The organism is Streptomyces sp. NPDC008121 (assembly GCF_042957155.1).
In the GTDB taxonomy this organism is placed as follows: Bacteria; Actinomycetota; Actinomycetes; order Streptomycetales; family Streptomycetaceae; genus Streptomyces.
This window is the reverse complement of the sequence record NZ_JBIBHT010000001.1, coordinates 1131183-1147702: the sequence shown is the minus strand read 5'-3', so window position 1 is coordinate 1147702 and position 16520 is coordinate 1131183. Positions and strand designations below refer to the sequence as shown.

The 16520-nt window shown below is 72.3% G+C and carries 16 protein-coding genes; 8 read left to right on the top strand and 8 right to left on the bottom strand.

All coding sequences use genetic code 11. The features are described 5' to 3' along the window. The first annotated feature begins 38 nt into the window (after positions 1-38). Entirely contained in the window at positions 39-497 is a 459-nt protein-coding gene (locus tag ACFZBD_RS04865) for a YchJ family metal-binding protein (RefSeq protein ID WP_391135345.1), read from the top strand. Between the two features lie 15 nt (positions 498-512). On the opposite strand, the gene ACFZBD_RS04860 is transcribed toward ACFZBD_RS04865, so the two are convergent. The 3 genes from ACFZBD_RS04860 to ACFZBD_RS04850 all read right to left on the bottom strand — a co-directional run bounded on the left by ACFZBD_RS04860 (position 513) and on the right by ACFZBD_RS04850 (position 4507). Then, entirely contained in the window at positions 513-2600 is a 2088-nt protein-coding gene (locus tag ACFZBD_RS04860) for a DHA2 family efflux MFS transporter permease subunit (RefSeq protein WP_391135342.1), read from the bottom strand. A 150-nt stretch (positions 2601-2750) separates the two neighbouring features. Next, complete coding sequence (locus ACFZBD_RS04855) at positions 2751-2948, bottom strand: hypothetical protein (RefSeq protein ID WP_391135963.1); 198 nt, start codon at positions 2946-2948, stop codon at positions 2751-2753. A gap of 488 nt (positions 2949-3436) precedes the next feature. After that, the gene (locus tag ACFZBD_RS04850; protein ID WP_391135339.1) at positions 3437-4507 is read right to left on the bottom strand and encodes an ATP-dependent DNA ligase; all 1071 of its coding nucleotides are present in this window, start codon (positions 4505-4507) and stop codon (positions 3437-3439) included. Positions 4508-4559: 52 nt separating this feature from the next. On the opposite strand from ACFZBD_RS04850, the gene ligD reads away from it, so the two are divergent. Beyond that, positions 4560-5582, top strand: a complete 1023-nt coding sequence (gene ligD / locus ACFZBD_RS04845; protein ID WP_391135337.1) for a non-homologous end-joining DNA ligase — start codon at positions 4560-4562, stop codon at positions 5580-5582. Positions 5583-5620: 38 nt separating this feature from the next. Here the strand turns inward: ligD and ACFZBD_RS04840 are convergent, their stop codons facing one another. The 5 genes from ACFZBD_RS04840 to ACFZBD_RS04820 form a co-directional block, all read right to left on the bottom strand. Continuing rightward, positions 5621-5830 carry a hypothetical protein gene (locus ACFZBD_RS04840; RefSeq protein WP_391135334.1) on the bottom strand — a complete coding sequence of 70 codons (210 nt, stop codon included), beginning with the start codon at positions 5828-5830 and terminating at the stop codon, positions 5621-5623. Positions 5831-5836: 6 nt separating this feature from the next. Further along, positions 5837-6754, bottom strand: coding sequence for an ABC transporter permease subunit (locus tag ACFZBD_RS04835; protein WP_391135331.1), 918 nt, complete (start codon positions 6752-6754; stop codon positions 5837-5839). Continuing rightward, positions 6754-7668 carry an ABC transporter permease subunit gene (locus ACFZBD_RS04830; RefSeq protein ID WP_391135328.1) on the bottom strand — a complete coding sequence of 305 codons (915 nt, stop codon included), beginning with the start codon at positions 7666-7668 and terminating at the stop codon, positions 6754-6756. Before ACFZBD_RS04830 ends, ACFZBD_RS04835 begins: the two co-directional genes overlap by 1 nt. A 34-nt stretch (positions 7669-7702) precedes the next feature. After that, positions 7703-8965, bottom strand: coding sequence for an extracellular solute-binding protein (locus tag ACFZBD_RS04825; protein WP_391135325.1), 1263 nt, complete (start codon positions 8963-8965; stop codon positions 7703-7705). Positions 8966-9345: 380 nt separating this feature from the next. Then, positions 9346-10146 carry a DeoR family transcriptional regulator gene (locus tag ACFZBD_RS04820; RefSeq protein WP_391135322.1) on the bottom strand — a complete coding sequence of 267 codons (801 nt, stop codon included), beginning with the start codon at positions 10144-10146 and terminating at the stop codon, positions 9346-9348. Between the two features lie 448 nt (positions 10147-10594). Here ACFZBD_RS04820 and ACFZBD_RS04815 point away from each other — a divergent pair, with 448 nt between their 5' ends. The 6 genes from ACFZBD_RS04815 to ACFZBD_RS04790 all read left to right on the top strand — a co-directional run bounded on the left by ACFZBD_RS04815 (position 10595) and on the right by ACFZBD_RS04790 (position 16393). Continuing rightward, positions 10595-11563, top strand: coding sequence for an ROK family protein (locus ACFZBD_RS04815; protein WP_391135319.1), 969 nt, complete (start codon positions 10595-10597; stop codon positions 11561-11563). After that, positions 11560-12507 carry a hexose kinase gene (locus ACFZBD_RS04810; protein WP_391135316.1) on the top strand — a complete coding sequence of 316 codons (948 nt, stop codon included), beginning with the start codon at positions 11560-11562 and terminating at the stop codon, positions 12505-12507. Before ACFZBD_RS04815 ends, ACFZBD_RS04810 begins: the two co-directional genes overlap by 4 nt. A 148-nt stretch (positions 12508-12655) precedes the next feature. After that, entirely contained in the window at positions 12656-13606 is a 951-nt protein-coding gene (locus ACFZBD_RS04805; RefSeq protein WP_391135313.1) for an SIS domain-containing protein, read from the top strand. Positions 13607-13682: 76 nt separating this feature from the next. Further along, positions 13683-14597: a ketose-bisphosphate aldolase gene (locus tag ACFZBD_RS04800; RefSeq protein ID WP_391135309.1), complete on the top strand. Its 915-nt coding sequence runs from the start codon at positions 13683-13685 to the stop codon at positions 14595-14597. A 123-nt stretch (positions 14598-14720) separates the two neighbouring features. Next, positions 14721-14981 carry a WhiB family transcriptional regulator gene (locus tag ACFZBD_RS04795; RefSeq protein ID WP_391135306.1) on the top strand — a complete coding sequence of 87 codons (261 nt, stop codon included), beginning with the start codon at positions 14721-14723 and terminating at the stop codon, positions 14979-14981. An 86-nt stretch (positions 14982-15067) separates the two neighbouring features. Continuing rightward, the gene (locus ACFZBD_RS04790; protein WP_391135303.1) at positions 15068-16393 is read left to right on the top strand and encodes an SDR family oxidoreductase; all 1326 of its coding nucleotides are present in this window, start codon (positions 15068-15070) and stop codon (positions 16391-16393) included. Positions 16394-16520: the final 127 nt, after the last annotated feature.

Genomic DNA, 16520 nt, shown 5'->3' with positions numbered 1-16520 from the left:
GCGATCCCGCCCCTCCCGTCCCGGGACACAATGGGCGCATGTCCCGACGCGCCACCCGCCCGAAGAAGTCCACCCCGGCCGCACCGTCCGTGACCCCGGACGCGCCCTGCCCCTGCGGGCTCGCCGCCGCGTACGGAGCGTGCTGCGGCCGCTTCCACTCCGCGGGGAAGACCATGACCCCGGCGGCCCCCACGGCCGAACTCCTCATGCGCTCCCGCTACTGCGCCTTCGTCGTCCGCGACGAGGCGTACCTGCTGCGCACCTGGGCGCCGGAGACCCGCCCCGCCGCCGTGGACTTCGATCCGTCCCTGCGCTGGACGGGCCTGGAGATCCGCGCGACGTCCGACGGCACGGCGTTCCACCAGTGGGGCACGGTGACCTTCCTCGCCCGCTACACCCAGGCCGGCGCCCCGGGCACCCTCCACGAGCGCAGCCGCTTCACCCGCCACGAGGGGGCGTGGGTGTACGTCGACGGAGACTTCCTCGGCGAGGAGTGACCCTCGCGGCCCCGTTCAGCCGGTCGTGACGTCCGACGGTGTGCGGCGGCCCGGGGGGAAGCCGTTCGCGAGGTCCTCCGCCACCAGCTTCTTGGCGATCGCGTCCGTTGCCGCCCGCAGTTCCGGTCCGCTCGGGCGGCCGCGTTCCTGTTCGATCCGGGCGGTCAGCCAGTCCGACCAGGCGTGGGTGATCATGTCGGCCTCGCGCCGGCCCGCCGGGGTGTGCGAGAGCAGAGTGCCGTCCCGGGTGAGGAACCCTTCGTCCACCATCCGGTCGAAGACCGGGAGCAGCACCTCCGGAGGCAGCCGGCGCCCCGCCGAGATCAGGCCGAGGCTCGCGTGCCCGACCATCCGCGTGAAGAGCTCGACCTGCATCACCGCCCACGCCCCCGCCGGGTCGAGCCGGGTGTCGGAGCCGGCGACGACCCGCCGGGCGGTGTCCAGGTCGGTCTTGCGCATGATCCGGCCGACGGAGAGCTCCAGCAGCTTCGCCGAGTCGCCCGAGGTGGTCGGGGAGGCGAAGCCCTCGCCCATGTCGGGGGCCGAGGCCCGGGCCGTGTCCCGCAGCTTCACCTGCTTGAGGAAGAGCGACACGACGAAGCCGACGGCGGCGACCGGCACCGTCCACAGGAAGACCGTGTGGAGGGTGTCCGCGTACGCCTGGACGATCGGCGCCGCCACCTCGTCCGGCAGCCCGTGCAGCCCGGCCGGGCTCTGGGCGGCCCCGGTGACGACGGACGGGTCCGGTGCGCCGGGGACCGCTGCCGCGGCGCCGGTCCCCTCCGCCAGGTGGGGCCGCAGCGCGTTGGCGTAGATCGTCCCGAAGACGGCCGTGCCGAAGGCGCTGCCGAGCGTACGGAAGAAGGTGACGCCCGAGGTGGCGGTGCCGAGGTCGGAGTACTCCACGGTGTTCTGCACCGCGATCGTCAGCACCTGCATGCACAGACCGATGCCGACCCCCAGCACGAACATGAACAGCGACTCCCACCACGTGCCGGTGTCCGTGCCCATCAGGGAGAGCAGGAACAGGCCGAGACCCATCACCGCGCAGCCCAGGATCGGGAAGATCCGGTAATGGCCGGTCTTGCTCACCACGTTGCCGCTGAAGATCGAGGCGATGAGCAGACCGACGACCATGGGGAGGGTCCGGATGCCGGAGACGGTGGCGGAGTCCCCGTCGACGTACTGGAGGTACGTCGGGAGGAAGGTCATCGCGCCGAGCATGGCGAAGCCGACGACGAAGCTCAGCACCGAGCAGACGGTGAAGACCGGGTTCGCGAACAGCCGCATGGGCAGCATCGGTTCCGCAGCCCGGGTCTCCACCCGGCAGAAGAGCGCCAGCGCGACCAGACCGCCGGCGAAGAGCCCGATGATCACGGGGGAGCCCCAGGCGTACTCGTTGCCGCCCCAACTCGTCGCCAGGATCAGGGCGCTGGAGCCGACGGCGACCAGCGCGATGCCGGCGTAGTCGATGACCGGGCGGCCGGCCGACCGTACGGAGGGGATGGTGCGGGCGGCGGCGATGACGACGAGGATCGCGATCGGCACGTTGACGTAGAACGCCCAGCGCCAGGTCAGGTGGTCGGTGAAGAGACCGCCGAGCAGAGGGCCGATGACGGTGGAGACGCCGAAGACCGCCCCGATCGCGCCCTGGTACTTGCCGCGTTCGCGCAACGGGATCACATCGGCGATCAGCGCCATCGAGGTGACCATCAGACCGCCGGCGCCGATGCCCTGCAGACCGCGCCAGGCGATCAGCAGCGTCATGTTGGTGGCCAGGCCGCAGAGGAACGAACCGGTGATGAAGACGATCGCGGAGATCTGGAAGATCAGCTTGCGGCCGAAGAGGTCGCCGAACTTCCCGACCAGGACGGTCGCCACCGTCTCGGCCAGCAGGTACGCGGTGACCACCCACGACATGTGGGCCGCGCCGCCCAGGTCCGAGACGATCGTCGGCAGGGCGGTGCCGACGATCGTCTGGTCCAGCGCGGCCAGGAGCACGCCGAGCATGATCGTGCCGAAGACGATGTTGCGACGGCGTCCGTCGAGCACGGGGGGCCCGGTGGCCGGGGGCGCGGGCGCGGCTTCGCTGCGGGTGGTCACTCTGGCAGCCTCACACCGGCCGCCGGGCCACGCATGCGGGGGACCGCCGAACCGGTACGGGCCCCGGCGGTCGTACCGGCGGTCGCTACGGCTCTCGCGTCCGGTGGAGCCCCGGACGCGCACCGGGCCGCGCCCGACGGCGCGGGGACGTCACATCGGGCCCACCGGGAGCAGCGGGTGGTGCTTGGCCAGGATCTTGTTGGCGCGGGCCAGCGTCGACAGGGCGTGCTCGCGGTCCGCCCGGTCCTCCGCGCAGAGCGGCCCGCGGAACCGGTACACCTCGCGCGCCGCGCTGTCGGCGTCGACCTCCGCCTGCAGGACGTGCAGCGGCAGGCAGGAACCGATCATCGCGGCCACACGGTCGGGGATCGGGACGGGAACGAGGCGCGAGGGCGAGGTGATCACTGGTCAGTCCTTGTGGGTCCGGTGCGGAGGTGGGGTCTCCCTACATACGTACCGGATGAGGATGAGGGTCCGTCGACGGGGATGTCTCCGGCGGGCAACGGTCCGCGAGTCGCTCGGCGCGGTGTGCGGGCCGGGTCCCGGCGGGCGCGCCGGAGGGGCGGACGGGTGGCGCGGGACGTTCCCGCAGGTGTGTGACGCGCGGGGCGATCTTCGCGCCGGGCCGGCGGCCCCGGCCGCCCGGACGTTCGTCGAACAGCGAGACGGGATTCCGCATCCGGCGACAGTTCGATCAAGGGGGAATGTGAAGCATCTCACCTTGCTTTCCCGCCGCTTGACGGGTCGCCAGACCGCCGATCCGTGCGCCCCGCGCCCCCGCCCCGCACCCCCTGCGCCCCTTCCGCACCCCCTGACGCCTCCGTCTACGCCTGCGCCTACGTCTCCGACGCCGACAGCACCTCGGACAGGTCGTACGACACGGGCTCCTCCAGCTGGGCGTACCCGCAGGACTCCGGCGTACGGTCCGGGCGCCATCGCTTGAACTGCGCGGTGTGGCGGAACCGGTCGCCCTCCATGTGGTCGTAGCCGACCTCGCAGACCCGTTCCGGCCGCAGCGCCACCCAGGACAGGTCCTTCTTGCCCGACCAGCGGCTCGGCGCCCCCGGCAGCCGCGCCCCCTCGTGGGCGGACTCCTCGGTCCACATCGCCCAGGGGTGCCCGGTGGGCGGGTCCATCCGCAGCGGCTCCAGCTCCTCGACCAGCTCCGCCCGCCGCCTGGCCGTGAACGCCGCGCAGACGCCGACGTGCTGGAGGGTGCCGGCGTCGTCGTATAGGCCGAGCAGCAGCGAGCCGACGATCGGCCCGCTCTTGTGGAAGCGGTATCCCGCGACCACGGCGTCGGCCGTCCGCTCGTGCTTGATCTTGTACATCAGCCGCTCGTCCGGCCGGTACGGCACGTTCAGCGGTTTGGCGATCACGCCGTCCAGGCCCGCCCCCTCGTACTGCTCGAACCAGCGCGCCGCCACCTCCGGGTCCGTCGTCGCGGGCGCCAGGTGGACCGGTGCGTCCACCCCGCGCAGGATCTCCTCCAGGGCGGCCCGGCGCGCCGTCAGCGGCGCGTCGAGCAGGGACTCGTCGCCGAGGGCGAGCAGGTCGAAGGCGATGAACCGCGAGGGCGTCCTCTCGGCCAGCATCCGCACCCGCGAGTCCGCGGGGTGGATCCGCTCGCTGAGCCGGTCGAAGTCGAGGCGGCCGCCGTGCTCGATCACGATCTCGCCGTCGACCACGCACCGCCGCGGCAGCCGGGCGGCCAGCGCCTCGGCCAGCTCCGGGAAGTACCGGGTCAGCGGTTTGCCCGTGCGGCTGCCGATGACCAGCTCGGGACCGTCGCGGTGCACGATGGCGCGGAAGCCGTCCCACTTCGCCTCGTACTGCATCCCCGGCGGAATCTTCTTCACCGACTTGGCCAGCATCGGTTTCACGGGCGGCATCACCGGCAGATCCATGGGTCGATTGTCCGGTATGCGGGGATTGTCGGCGAGCCCTACGCTGACACGCATGGCAGGCAAGGCGGCAGCGGTGGAACTGGAAGTCGGCGAGCGGACCGTACGCGTGTCCAATCCGGACAAGGTGTACTTCCCCGAGCGCGGCTACACCAAGCTCGACATGGTCACCTACTACCTGGCCGTCGGCGAGGGCATCACCCGCGCCCTGCGCAACCGGCCCACGACCCTGGAGCGCTACCCCGACGGGGTGACCGGCGAGTCGTTCTTCCAGAAGCGCGCCCCGAAGTACCTCCCGGAGTGGATCCCGACCGCGCACATCACCTTCCCCAGCGGCCGTTCCGCCGACGAGATGTGCCCCACCGAGCCCGCCGCCGTCATCTGGGCCGCCAACCTCGGCGCGGTCACCTTCCACCCCTGGCCGGTCCGGCGCGACGACACCGAGCACCCCGACGAGCTGCGCATCGACCTCGACCCGCAGCCGGGCACGGACTACGCCGACGCCGTGCGCGCCGCCCACGAACTGCGCACCGTCCTCGACGAGGCCGGGCTGCGCGGCTGGCCCAAGACGTCCGGCGGCCGCGGCCTGCACGTCTTCGTGCCGATCGAGCCCCGGTGGACCTTCACCCAGGTCCGCCGGGCCGCGATCGCCTGCGGGCGGGAGCTGGAACGCCGCATGCCGGAGCGCGTCACGACCAAGTGGTGGAAGGAGGAGCGCGGCGAGAAGATCTTCGTCGACTACAACCAGACCGCCCGCGACCGCACCATCGCCTCCGCCTACTCGGTACGTCCCCGGCCGCACGCGCCGGTCTCCGCGCCGCTGCGCTGGGAGGAGGTCGACGACGCCGTTCCGGAGGACTTCGACATCAAGACGATGCCGGTCCGGTACGCCGAGGCCGGCGACGTCCACGCGGACATGGACGACCACCGGTTCGGCCTGGAGACCCTCCTCGACCTCGCCCGCCGCGACGAGGCCGACCACGGACTGGGAGACCTGCCCTACCCGCCGGAGTACCCCAAGATGCCGGGCGAGCCGAAGCGGGTGCAGCCCAGCCGGGCCAGGAAGGCGGCGGACTGAGGACCGCGCCTCGCGCCGCGGGGCCGGTGCGGTCGGAGTCAGTCCTCGACGCCGGCGATCTGCCTGGCCGGGACCATGGAGCCGGTGCCGTCCGTATGGGCGGTGGCCGTTGTCGGGTCCCACTCGTAGGAGCGCCGCACCGGCGCGTAGGCGGACCAGCTCACCCGTAGGGGGTGGTGACGTCGTACTTTCATGTCCAGGTACGCGTGGTCTGCCGGCGACATCGAGAACCTGGCGGTCGTGTTCACGGGTGGCTATTTGACGGAGCCGGCGGTGAGGCCGGAGACGACCTTCCGCTCGATCAGCGCGAACAGGATGACGACCGGCACGATGGCGATGACCGAACCGGCGAACAGGTAGTTCCACTGGACGGTGTAGTTGCCGATGAAGCTGTTGATGCCGACCGTCAGCGGCTGGTTCTCCGGCATGGTCGAGAGCGTCAGCCCCATGACGAACTCGTTCCACGCCGCGATGAAGGTGAAGATCATCGCGGTGACGACCCCCGGCATGGCGAGCGGCAGAGTGATCCGCAGCAGCGCGCCTCCCCGCCCGAGCCCGTCGATCATGGCCGACTCCTCCAGGGCCTCCGGGATGGAGGCGAAGTAGGCGGTGAGGATCCAGATCGCGAAGGCCAGGTTGAAGGCCGCGTTGCAGAGGATCAGCGTCCAGACGGAGTTGAGCATGTCCAGCTGGTAGAACTCGCGGTACAGGCCGACGAGCAGCGAGGTCGGCTGGAACATCTGGGTGATGAGCACCAGCAGCAGGAAGAGCTTGCGCCCCCGGAACCTCATGCGCGCGGTGTAGTACGCGGCCGGGATGGCGACCAGCAGCACCAGCAGGGTGGACCCGGCGGCGACGAGCAGGGTGACCCGCAGGTTGTCCCCGAGGTGGGACTCCCGCCAGACGTCGACGAAGTTGGCCCACTGGAAGTCGTTCGGCAGGTAGGTGGCGTCGCGGAGTTCGTGCGCCGGCCGCAGCGCGGTGATCACCATCTCCGCGTACGGCATCAGGAAGAGGGCCGCGAGCAGCCAGGCGACGGCGGTGATCAGCAGGGTCCGCGGGTTCAGGGCGCGGGGGGCCCGGGACACGGCGGGCCGCGGGCCGCCCGCGCCGGAGCGGGCGGGCGGGACCTTCCGGGGGGTCTTCGTAGGGTCGAGGGTGTGCTGGGCCATCAGTTCTCCTCCTGGTTCCAGCGGCTGGCCTTGAGGAAGACGACGACCATGACCACGACGAGGGCGAAGTTCACGACGGACATCGCCGCGGACTGTCCGATGTCGGAGTTCTTCAGCTGGTACATGAACACGGTGGTGGTGGCGGTGTCGCTGTCCGGGCCGCCGCGGGTCATGCTCCAGATGATGGGGAACGAGTTGAAGACGTTGATCAGGTTGATGACGACGCCGACGAGGAACGCGGGCCGCAGCAGGGGCAGGGTGATCCGCAGGTACGTCTGCCAGGTGTTGGTGCCGTCCACCCGGGCGGCTTCGTAGACCTCGGCGGGGATGGTCTGCAAGCCCGCGAGCAGGGTGTACGTCGTGAACGGGAGGGAGACGAAGACGGCGACGAACATCATCCAGGGCCAGGCCGTGGAGGGGTCCCCCAGCCAGTCCTTGGGGCCGTCGACGATCCCGAGGTCGGTCATCAGCGTGTTGAGGACGCCGGCGGTCTGGTTGAGCATCCATTTGAAGCCGATGGCGGTCATCACGACCGAGGCGGCCCAGGGGGCGATGAGCGCCCAGCGGGTGAGGCGGCGGCCCGGGAACTTCTGGTTGAAGAGCTGGGCCAGGGCCAGGGAGATCACCATGGTGGCGGTGACCACGACGAGGGTCCACACCACGGTCGACAGGACGACCGAGGGCAGGGCCGGCTCCTCGAACAGCTGCGTGTACTTGTCGAAGCCGGCCGAGCCGCGGACGAACCCGCTGCTGCTGATCTTCAGGAACGAGGTGCGGACCATCTCGTAGACCGGCCAGAGCACGACCAGGACGATGAGCAGGACGGCCGGACCGATCCAGGGCAGGGGCCCCAGCCGGGCCAGGCCGCCCCGGCCCTTGCGGCCGGAGCCGTCGGTGGATGAAGTGCTGGACACGAAGGTGCCTTCCGTGACGGTGCGGTGCGCGGGCCTACTGGTCGGAGACCGTCTTCTGTGCCTTCTTCTGGAGCTCGCCCAGGACCTTGGCGGGTTCGTTCACCGCCGTGCCGCCGCTCTTCTTGATCTCCGCCGAGACGGCGTCCCACGAGGTGTCGCCCAGCGGGTAGAAGACCGCGTTCGGCAGCAGGGTGAAGAAGGGTTCGAGGTCCTTGTGCCTGCCGTTGCCGGTCATCTCCTGGAGCGTGTCCTTGGTGACGGGCATCAGGTTGTACATCTCGTCGAACTTCAGCGTGTTCTCCTTGGAGTACGCGAAGTCGAGGAACTGACGGACCTCTTCCTTGTGGCCGTTGTCCTTGAAGGCCATCATCCAGTCGGCGACGCCGAGGGTGGAGGTCAGCGCCCCGGTCCTGCCGGGGATGGGCGCGACGCCGTAGTCGACCTTGCCGTCCTTGGACATCTGGATCAGGGACGGGTGGCCGTTGAGCATCGCGGTCTTGCCGGCGGCGAAGTCGGCGAAGGCGGTCTTGCGGTCCGTCGTCGCGGGGTTGGCGTAAGTGAGCCCGGGTGCGACCAGGTTCGACTTCAGCCAGCCGAACGCCTCGACGTTGGCCTTGCTGTCCAGCGTGTAGGCGCCCTTGGCGTCGGTGAACCCCCCGCCGTTGCCGAGCTCCCAGATCAGCGACTCGCCCTGGGCCTCCTCGGGGCCGAGCGGCAGCGCGTACGGGGTGACGCCGGGGACCTTGGCCTTGATCTTCTGCGCGGCGGCCTTGAGGTCGTCCCAGCTCTTCGGGGCCTCGGTGACGCCGGCCTTGGCGAAGACCGTCTTGTTGTAGAAGAAGGCCCGCGCCGAGGAGACGAACGGTATGCCGTACTGCGTGCCGTCGACCTCGCCGGCCTTGGCGAAGCTGTCGATCAGATTGGCGCGGGTCTTCTCCGACAGCACCTCGTCGGCCTGGTAGAGCAGGTCGTCGGCGACCTTGTCGGCGTAGCCGCCGGTCTGGAGGACGTCCGGGACGTTGCCGCTCTGGATCATCGTCTTGACCTGGGAGTCGATGTCGTTCCAGTTGATCACCTGGACGTCGACCTTGATCTTCGGATGGGCGGCGGTGAAGCGCTGCGCGACGTCCTTCCAGTAGGCCGTCGAGCTGTTCGAGGCCTTGTCGCCGTAGTCGGCCGCGACCAGCTTCAGGGTGACCTCCCCGTTCTCCGACGCGCCGCCGCCGCTGCCGCAGGCGGTGAGGGCGAGGGCGCCGAGTACGCCCGTACAGGCCGCCGTGATCAACCGCTTGTTCATGGTCAGTACCGCCTTGTCTGCTGGCCGGTCGAGACGACACGGCCGTGTGGCCGGGAACTGCAGCAGATCCGGAGCTTGCTCATACCTGGCGCTTTCGCGCAGGATTCGCTCATTAACGAGCATCTGCTGTGGGTGCAGTAAACACGAAGCAAGCGGTGTCGGACTAGGCTTGTTACGCAAAAGATGCTTCTGGCCCGATGTCGGCAGCGCGGCGGGAGCGGGGGAGTGCGCGGTGCGTGCTCGGGCCCGCGCGACGAGGGGGCCGGGCGGGCGCGAGGGCGCGGGGTCCGTGACCCCATACGGACGGATACGGACGCATACGGAAGAGGGCGCCCCCGGTCGGGGGCGCCCTTTTCAGGTGCGGGGAGGTGCGAAGTGCGTCAGACGCTGATGACCTCGATGCCCGCCTCGGTGAGCCGCGCCGCCATGTCGGGGGCGAGGCCGGAGTCGGTGACGAGCACGTCGATCCGGTCGAGACCGCAGATCCTGGCGAAGGTGCGCTTGCCCATCTTGGACGAGTCCGTCGCGAGGACCACCTTCCGGGCGCGCTCCGCCAGGAGCCGGCTGATGCCGGCCTCGTCCTCGTGGTGCGTCATCACGCCGAGCTGCGGGTCCACGCCGTCGACGCCGAGCACGGCGACGTCCAGCACCACCTGGTTCAGGACCCCCTGGGTCAGCGGGCCCACCAGCTCGTAGGTCTGGGGCCGTGCGACGCCGCCGGTCACCACGATCTTGAACTGCGGGCGGACGGCCAGCTCGCTCGCGATGTTCAGCGCGTTCGTGACGACGGTGTACCTCGGGCCGGAGCCGCTCTCCCCGCGCTCCGCCGCCTCTCCGCCCGCCCGGAGGGTGAGGGCCCGCGCCACCTCCGTGGTGGTGGTGCCGCCGTTGAGCCCGACGACGTCCCCCGGGGTCAGCAGATCCGCCACGGCGCTCGCGATGCGCTGCTTCTCGGAGACCTGCCGCGAGGACTTGTACCGCAGCGGAAGCTCGTACGAGACCCCGTGCGCGATGGCGCCGCCCCGCGTGCGGACGAGCAGCTGCTGCTCGGCGAGTTCGTCGAGGTCCCGCCGTATGGTCGCGGGCGAGACGGACATCGTGGCGGCCGCGCCCTCCACCTCCAGCTTGCCGTCGACCGCGAGCAGCTCCAGCAGCTTGCTCCACCGCTCCTGCTTGGACATCCGCCGCTTCCCCTCCGTGCCCTGGAACTCCGATGCGCGCGCCGAGGGTCGATGCCGGCCTGCCCGGCCGGCGGCCGGGCCCTCGGGAGACGTGCGCGGAGCTGATCGTAACGCCGCGGAACGCACAGCGTGCACCAGGGGCGATTCCCGTACGGCGTCGGCCTCAGGCCCCCGAACCCTGGACGGGAGGGGGGTTGACGGCTGATACTCCCACCACGAGAAGTGATGGAAGTCGCTCGCTAAACGCAGTTATCACGCATTTTCGATCACATGGATGGTTCGATACCCATGGACAGAGGCAGCTCGCCGGCCCTGGCCGGACACCTCTCGCCCCCCGACACCCGGCGCGAGGCCGACCGAGGGCCCCGCCGATCACGCGGCCCGCGCCGCTCCCACCGCCCCGCGGTGTCCGTCGCCCCCGCGGACCCCCTCGCGCCCGGGACCGGCCATGTCCGGTGAGGCCCCCGCGCAGGGGTGCGTCCTCGGGCTCGACGTCGGCGGCACCGGTATGAAGGGGGCGGTCCTCGACCACGGCATGCGGCCGGTGGAGACGGTCCACCGGCGCACCCCCCGCGCCGACGGACCGCTCGCCGTGGTCGACGCCATCACCGACACCCTGTTCACCCTGAACGCGCTGGCCGCCGAGCGGGCCCTGCCGGTGCACCACGCGGGCGTGGTGGTGCCGGGCATCGTCGACGACGAACGGCGAAGGGCCGTGTGGTCGGCGAACATCGGATGGCGTGACCTCCCCCTCGCCGCCCTCCTGGAGGAACGCACCGGGCTGCGCGTCACGTTGGGCCACGACGTGCGCGCGGGCGGCATGGCCGAACGCGCCCTCGGCGCCGTCCGGGGCGCGCGGAACGTGCTCTTCGTCGCCATCGGCACCGGTATCGCCGCCGCCCTCGTCTGCGAGGGCGCCCCGGTCCACTCCGGCGGCTACGCCGGCGAACTCGGCCATGTCGTCGTCGAACCCGGGGGCAGACCCTGCCCGTGCGGCAGCGCCGGCTGCCTGGAGACCGTGGCGTCCGCCACCGCCGTCGCCGCCGCGTACACCGCGCGCACCGGCCTGGTGGTGACCGGCGCCGCCGATGTCGCCGCCCTGGCCGCACAGGGCGACCCCATGGCGCGCGCGGTCTGGCAGCGGGCGGCCGACGGGCTGGCGGACGCGCTGGCGACCGCCACGGCCCTGCTGGCACCGGAGTCGATCGTGCTCGGCGGCGGCCTCGCCGAAGCGGGCCCCCTGCTGCTCGACCCCGTGCGGGCCGGTCTTGAGCAACGGCTCACCTTCCAGCGCCCACCCGTCCTCGTCCGGGCCGAGCTGGGGGACCGGGCCGGCTGCCTCGGCGCGGGCCTCGCCGCCTGGTGCGCGGCCGGGCACACGCCCACCCCTCAGCGGACAGGAGTCCCCGCGCCGTGATCCTCACCGTCACCCTCAACACCGCCCTCGACATCACCTGGGGCGTCGACAGCCTGCGGCCCCGCACCTCCCACCGGGTCGACACCGCGTACGAACGAGCCGGCGGCAAGGGGGTGAACGTCGCCCGCGTCCTCACCGCCCTCGGCCACCGGCCCGTCGCGACAGGGCTCGTCGGCGGGCCCACCGGCCGTCTGATCCGCGAGGAGCTGCGTGCCGCGGGCGTCCGGCAGGCGTTCCTCGACGTGGCCGGCGACTCCCGGCGGACCCTCGCCGTCGTCGCGCGCGACGACGGCGACGCCACCGTCTTCAACGGGCGGGGCCCGTACGTGGGCCCCGCCGAGTGGGAGCTGTTCTGCCGGCATTACGACCTGTTGCTCGCCGCGGACGTACGGGTGGCCGTGCTGAGCGGCAGCCTCCCCCCGGGCCTGCCGGCGGACGCGTACGGGCGGCTGATCCGCACGGCCGCGGCGGCCGGGGTGGCCACGGTGCTCGACACCAGCGGCCCCGCCCTCGTCACGGCGCTGGAGGCCGGGCCCGACGTGATCAAGCCCAACGCCGACGAGCTGACGGCGGCGACGGGGTGCGACGACCTCCCGGCGGCCGCCGCGGCCCTGCGGGCCCTGGGCGCCCGGACGGTCGTCGCGTCGGCCGGCGCCGACGGTCTGCACGCGATCACCCCCGAGGGGACGTGGCGGGCGGCGCCCCCGGAGCGGTTGTCGGGCAATCCGACGGGCGCCGGCGACGCCTGCGTGGCCGCGATCGCGGCGGGCCTGGCGGCCGGGGCCGGGTGGCCGGACATCCTGCGCCAGGCGGTGGCCCTGTCTGCCGCCGCGGTCCCCTGCCCGGTCGCCGGTGACATCGACACCGCCGTCCACCAGCGGTTCCTGAGGGAAGCCACCGTCGAGGAAAGGGTCGAGGAGACGCACGCGGCCGACGCCGTGTAGCCGTCCTCCTCCCACCCGCGCCCCTCCAATCTGCTCGCACATGCTTATTAGTGCCTACTTTCGCGCAACAATTGACACTGACGATGTTTGTGGCGCAGCATGCTGAGGGATCCGCCCTTCACCGCCCCTTCGAGCCCAAGGACTTCGCGTGACCACCTACGAGACCTCCCGCACCTCCGTCGAGATCGCCTCCCAGCCCGAGACCTGGACGCAGGCGGCCCGCTCCGCCGGCTCGTTCGACGCCGTCCTGCCCCGCCGCGGCGAGCGGGTCGCCGTCGTCGGATGCGGCACCTCCTGGTTCATCGCCCACGCCTACGCGCAGCTGCGCGAGAGCGGCGGACACGGGGAGACCGACGCGTTCGCGGCCTCCGAGTTCCCGGCCGGCCGCCGCTACGACCGGATCCTGGCCCTCACCCGCTCCGGCACCACCACCGAGGTCCTGGACCTGCTGGCGAAGGTCAAGGGCACCGTCGCGACCTCCGCCGTCACCGCGGACCCGGCGACGCCCGTCATGACGGCCGCCGACGCCGTCGCCGTCCTCGACTTCGCCGACGAGGAGTCGGTCGTGCAGACCCGGTTCGCGACCACCGCCCTGGTCCTGCTCCGCGCCCACCTGGAGGCCGAGAACGCGCTGCCGGCCGGGGTGCGCACGGTCGCGCGGGCCATCGAGGACGCGCGGCTCGCCCTGGACCTGCCGCTCGGCGACGCGGTCACCGGCGCCGAGCAGTTCACCTTTCTCGGGACGGGGTGGACCTACGGGCTCGCCCTGGAGGCCGGCCTCAAGATGCGCGAGGCCGCCGGGGCCTGGACCGAGGCGTACCCGGCCATGGAGTACCGCCACGGCCCGATCAGCATCACCGGCCCCGGCCGCGTCGCCTGGCTGTTCGGCCCCGCGCCGGACGGCCTCGCCGACGACATCGCACGGGTCGGCGGCCACCTCGTCTCCCTCTCGGCGGACGGGGCCCGGTCCCTCGACCCCCTCGCCGACCTGATCGTCGCCCAGCGCCTCGCCGTCCACCTCGCCGAGGCGCGCGGCTACGACCCCGACCGGCCCCGCAACCTCACCCGTTCCGTGATCCTCGGCACCGAATCCGTGTGACCCCGCCCGCCCGGCCCGCCCGCCCGGCACCGGTGGCCGACGCCGGTGCACCACCACCGCCTTGGGGAGACCCCGCATGCCACTGACGTCCACCGACGACATCGTCGGCCCCGCACACGCCACCCGCGGCGGGGTCGGCGCGTTCAACGTCGTCCAGATCGAACACGCCGAGGCGATCGTCGCCGGAGCGGAGCGGGCGCGGCTGCCCGTCATCCTCCAGATCAGCGAGAACACCGCCCGCTACCACGGCTCGCTCGCCCCCATCGGGCTCGCCTCCCTCGCCCTCGCCCGGGCGGCCGCCGTGCCGGTGGCGGTCCACCTCGACCACGCCGAGTCCCCGGAGCTGGTCACCGAGGCCGTCGAACTCGGCTTCACCTCCGTCATGTTCGACGCGTCGAAGCTCTCCTACGAGGACAACGTCGCCGCCACCCGGGCCGTCACCGAGCGGTGCCACCGGGCCGACGTCTGGGTCGAGGCCGAGCTGGGCGAGGTCGGCGGCAAGGACGGGGCGCACGCCCCCGGCGTCCGCACCGACCCCGACGAGGCCCGCGCGTTCGCCGCGGCGACGGCCGTCGACGCCCTGGCGGTCGCCGTCGGCAGCTCGCACGCCATGCTCAGCCGGGACGCCGTCCTCGACTACGCCCTCATCGCCCGGCTGCGGGGCGCGCTCGACGTGCCCTTGGTGCTGCACGGCTCCTCGGGCGTCGACGACACGGGTCTCACCGAGGCCGTCGCGGCGGGCATGACCAAGGTCAACATCTCGACCCACCTCAACAAGATCTTCACCCGTACCGCCCGTGAACACCTCCAGGCGTCCCCCGGGGTCGCCGACCCGCGCCGGTACCTCGGCCCGGCGCGGGACGCGGTGGCGGCGGAGGTGGCCAGGCTGCTGACGGTCCTTGCGGGGCCCCGGACCGCCGCCGCGCCCCCCGCGGCCCGGTCGTCGGCCTCCGGCACCTCGCCCGAAGCTCGCGCCGTCACGGGGGCGTAGACCCGAGGGGGCGTGCACCCAGGGGCCCGGCCGACCTCCTCCGGCAGACCTTGACCGGGCCCGGCGCGCCGCATTGAGCGAACGTTGATGGGCTGTTTACGGCCACCGGGCAGCGTGGCCTCCATGCAGACCGACACCACCGTACGGACCGCCCCCGACGCCCCCGACATGACCTGGCTGGAGAACGCCCTGTGCGCCCAGGCGGGACCCGAGTTCTTCTTCCCGGCCCCCGGCTCCTCCACGCGGGAGGCGAAGCAGCTCTGCGGGGCGTGCGAGGGGCGGGTGGCGTGCCTGGAGTACGCCCTGGAGAACGACGAGCGGTTCGGCGTCTGGGGCGGGCTCTCCGAGAAGGAGCGGTTCCGGCTGCGGCGCGGCCGGGGCTGACCGGCGGGGGAGCCGTCGTCCGCGCTGGTGGGCGAGCCGATATCGGGATGCCGTGGCGCCATGATCCGCACTACGATCACGCAGCCATGGAGCCCCATCACACGCGTGTCACGGACGAGGAGCTGGCCGCTTTCGGCCGCACGATCGGCAGACTGCGGAGCCTGCCCCTCGGAGATCCCGCCCGGATGCGCGGCGAGGAGATCGCCGCGACCTTCGCCCGCGAGAGCCGCAACAAGCGCCGCAAGGCCCGCAGGGCCGAGCGGTCCGCCGCCGACGCCGCGCTGAGCGCGCGCACCGCGACCGGCGCGCTCGACCGGCGGGAGGACGCCCCCCTGGCGGCCGCCGCCGACGGCTCACCCGGGGTCTTCCTCCGGACCCGCCACTGCTACGTCTGCAAGGCGGGCTACCGCCAGGCCGACCCCTTCTACCACCGGCTCTGCCCGCCCTGCGCCGCCGACAACACCGCCCGCCGCGCGCTCTCCGCCGATCTCACGGGCCGCCGCGCGCTGCTCACCGGCGGCCGGGTGAAGATAGGTTTCCACCTGGCCCTGATGATGCTGCGCGACGGCGCCGAACTGCTCGTCACCAGCCGTTTCCCGCACGACACCCTGCGCCGCTTCCGGGCCGTCGAGGGCAGCGAGGGGTGGCTGGACCGGCTCACCGTCGTCGCGATCGACCTGCGCGACCCCCGCCAGGTCCTGGGCCTGTGCGAGCGGCTGCTCGCCGACGGCCGGCCGCTCGACATCCTCGTCAACAACGCCGCCCAGACGATACGCAGGCCCCCGGAGTCGTACGCCCTGCTCGCCGCCGGGGAGCGGAAGGCGCTGCCACCGGGGGTCATCCCCGCTCCGGGGTACGAGTCGGCCGACCGCGTACCGGTCCTGGCCGGTCTGGAGCCGGACGAGGCCGGGCTGCTGCCGGACCCGTCCCCCGCGAACTCCTGGTCCGTGCGGCTCGGCGACCTCGACGCCGCCGAGCTGCTGGAGACCCAGCTCGTCAACGCCGTCGCCCCGACCCTGCTCTGCGACCGGCTGCTGCCCCTGCTCCTGGCGTCACCCCGGCCGCGCCGCTACATCGTGAACGTGTCGGCCGTCGAGGGGCGCTTCGCCGTACGCAACAAGACGGGCGGCCACCCCCACACCAACATGGCGAAGGCCGCCCTCAACATGCTCACCCGGACCAGCGCCGCCGAACTCGCCGAGCGGGGCGTGCACATGTGCAGCGTGGACACGGGCTGGATCACGGACGAGAACCCGGCGCCCCGCAAGACGCGGATCGCCGCCGCGGGCACCCGCACCCCGCTGGACGTCGTGGACGGCGCGGCGCGGATCTACGACCCGATCGTGCGCGGCGAGGCGGGCGAGCCGCTCTCGGGGGTCTTCCTCAAGGACTACGCCGTGGCGGAGTGGTGACCGGGCCGGCGGGCCCCGGCTCCCGCGGACACCGCTGACCACCGCGCCGAACCGGCGCGGTGGTCAGGGACGGCCGCCGCGCGGACGGGCGCCGGACTGTGGGGTCCGGCGCGCCGCGCGGGTCCGG

Excerpts from the sequence above, each read along its gene's own strand:
- ACFZBD_RS04865 (WP_391135345.1), top strand. The coding sequence starts at position 39 with ATGTCCCGACGCGCCACCCGCCCGAAGAAGTCCACCCCGGCCGCACCG.
- ACFZBD_RS04855 (WP_391135963.1), bottom strand. The coding sequence starts at position 2,948 with ATGATCGGTTCCTGCCTGCCGCTGCACGTCCTGCAGGCGGAGGTCGAC.
- ACFZBD_RS04850 (WP_391135339.1), bottom strand. The coding sequence starts at position 4,507 with ATGGATCTGCCGGTGATGCCGCCCGTGAAACCGATGCTGGCCAAGTCG.
- ligD (WP_391135337.1), top strand. The coding sequence starts at position 4,560 with ATGGCAGGCAAGGCGGCAGCGGTGGAACTGGAAGTCGGCGAGCGGACC.
- ACFZBD_RS04835 (WP_391135331.1), bottom strand. The coding sequence starts at position 6,754 with ATGGCCCAGCACACCCTCGACCCTACGAAGACCCCCCGGAAGGTCCCG.
- ACFZBD_RS04825 (WP_391135325.1), bottom strand. The coding sequence starts at position 8,965 with ATGAACAAGCGGTTGATCACGGCGGCCTGTACGGGCGTACTCGGCGCC.
- ACFZBD_RS04820 (WP_391135322.1), bottom strand. The coding sequence starts at position 10,146 with ATGTCCAAGCAGGAGCGGTGGAGCAAGCTGCTGGAGCTGCTCGCGGTC.
- ACFZBD_RS04815 (WP_391135319.1), top strand. The coding sequence starts at position 10,595 with ATGTCCGGTGAGGCCCCCGCGCAGGGGTGCGTCCTCGGGCTCGACGTC.
- ACFZBD_RS04800 (WP_391135309.1), top strand. The coding sequence starts at position 13,683 with ATGCCACTGACGTCCACCGACGACATCGTCGGCCCCGCACACGCCACC.
- ACFZBD_RS04795 (WP_391135306.1), top strand. The coding sequence starts at position 14,721 with ATGCAGACCGACACCACCGTACGGACCGCCCCCGACGCCCCCGACATG.
- ACFZBD_RS04790 (WP_391135303.1), top strand. The coding sequence starts at position 15,068 with ATGGAGCCCCATCACACGCGTGTCACGGACGAGGAGCTGGCCGCTTTC.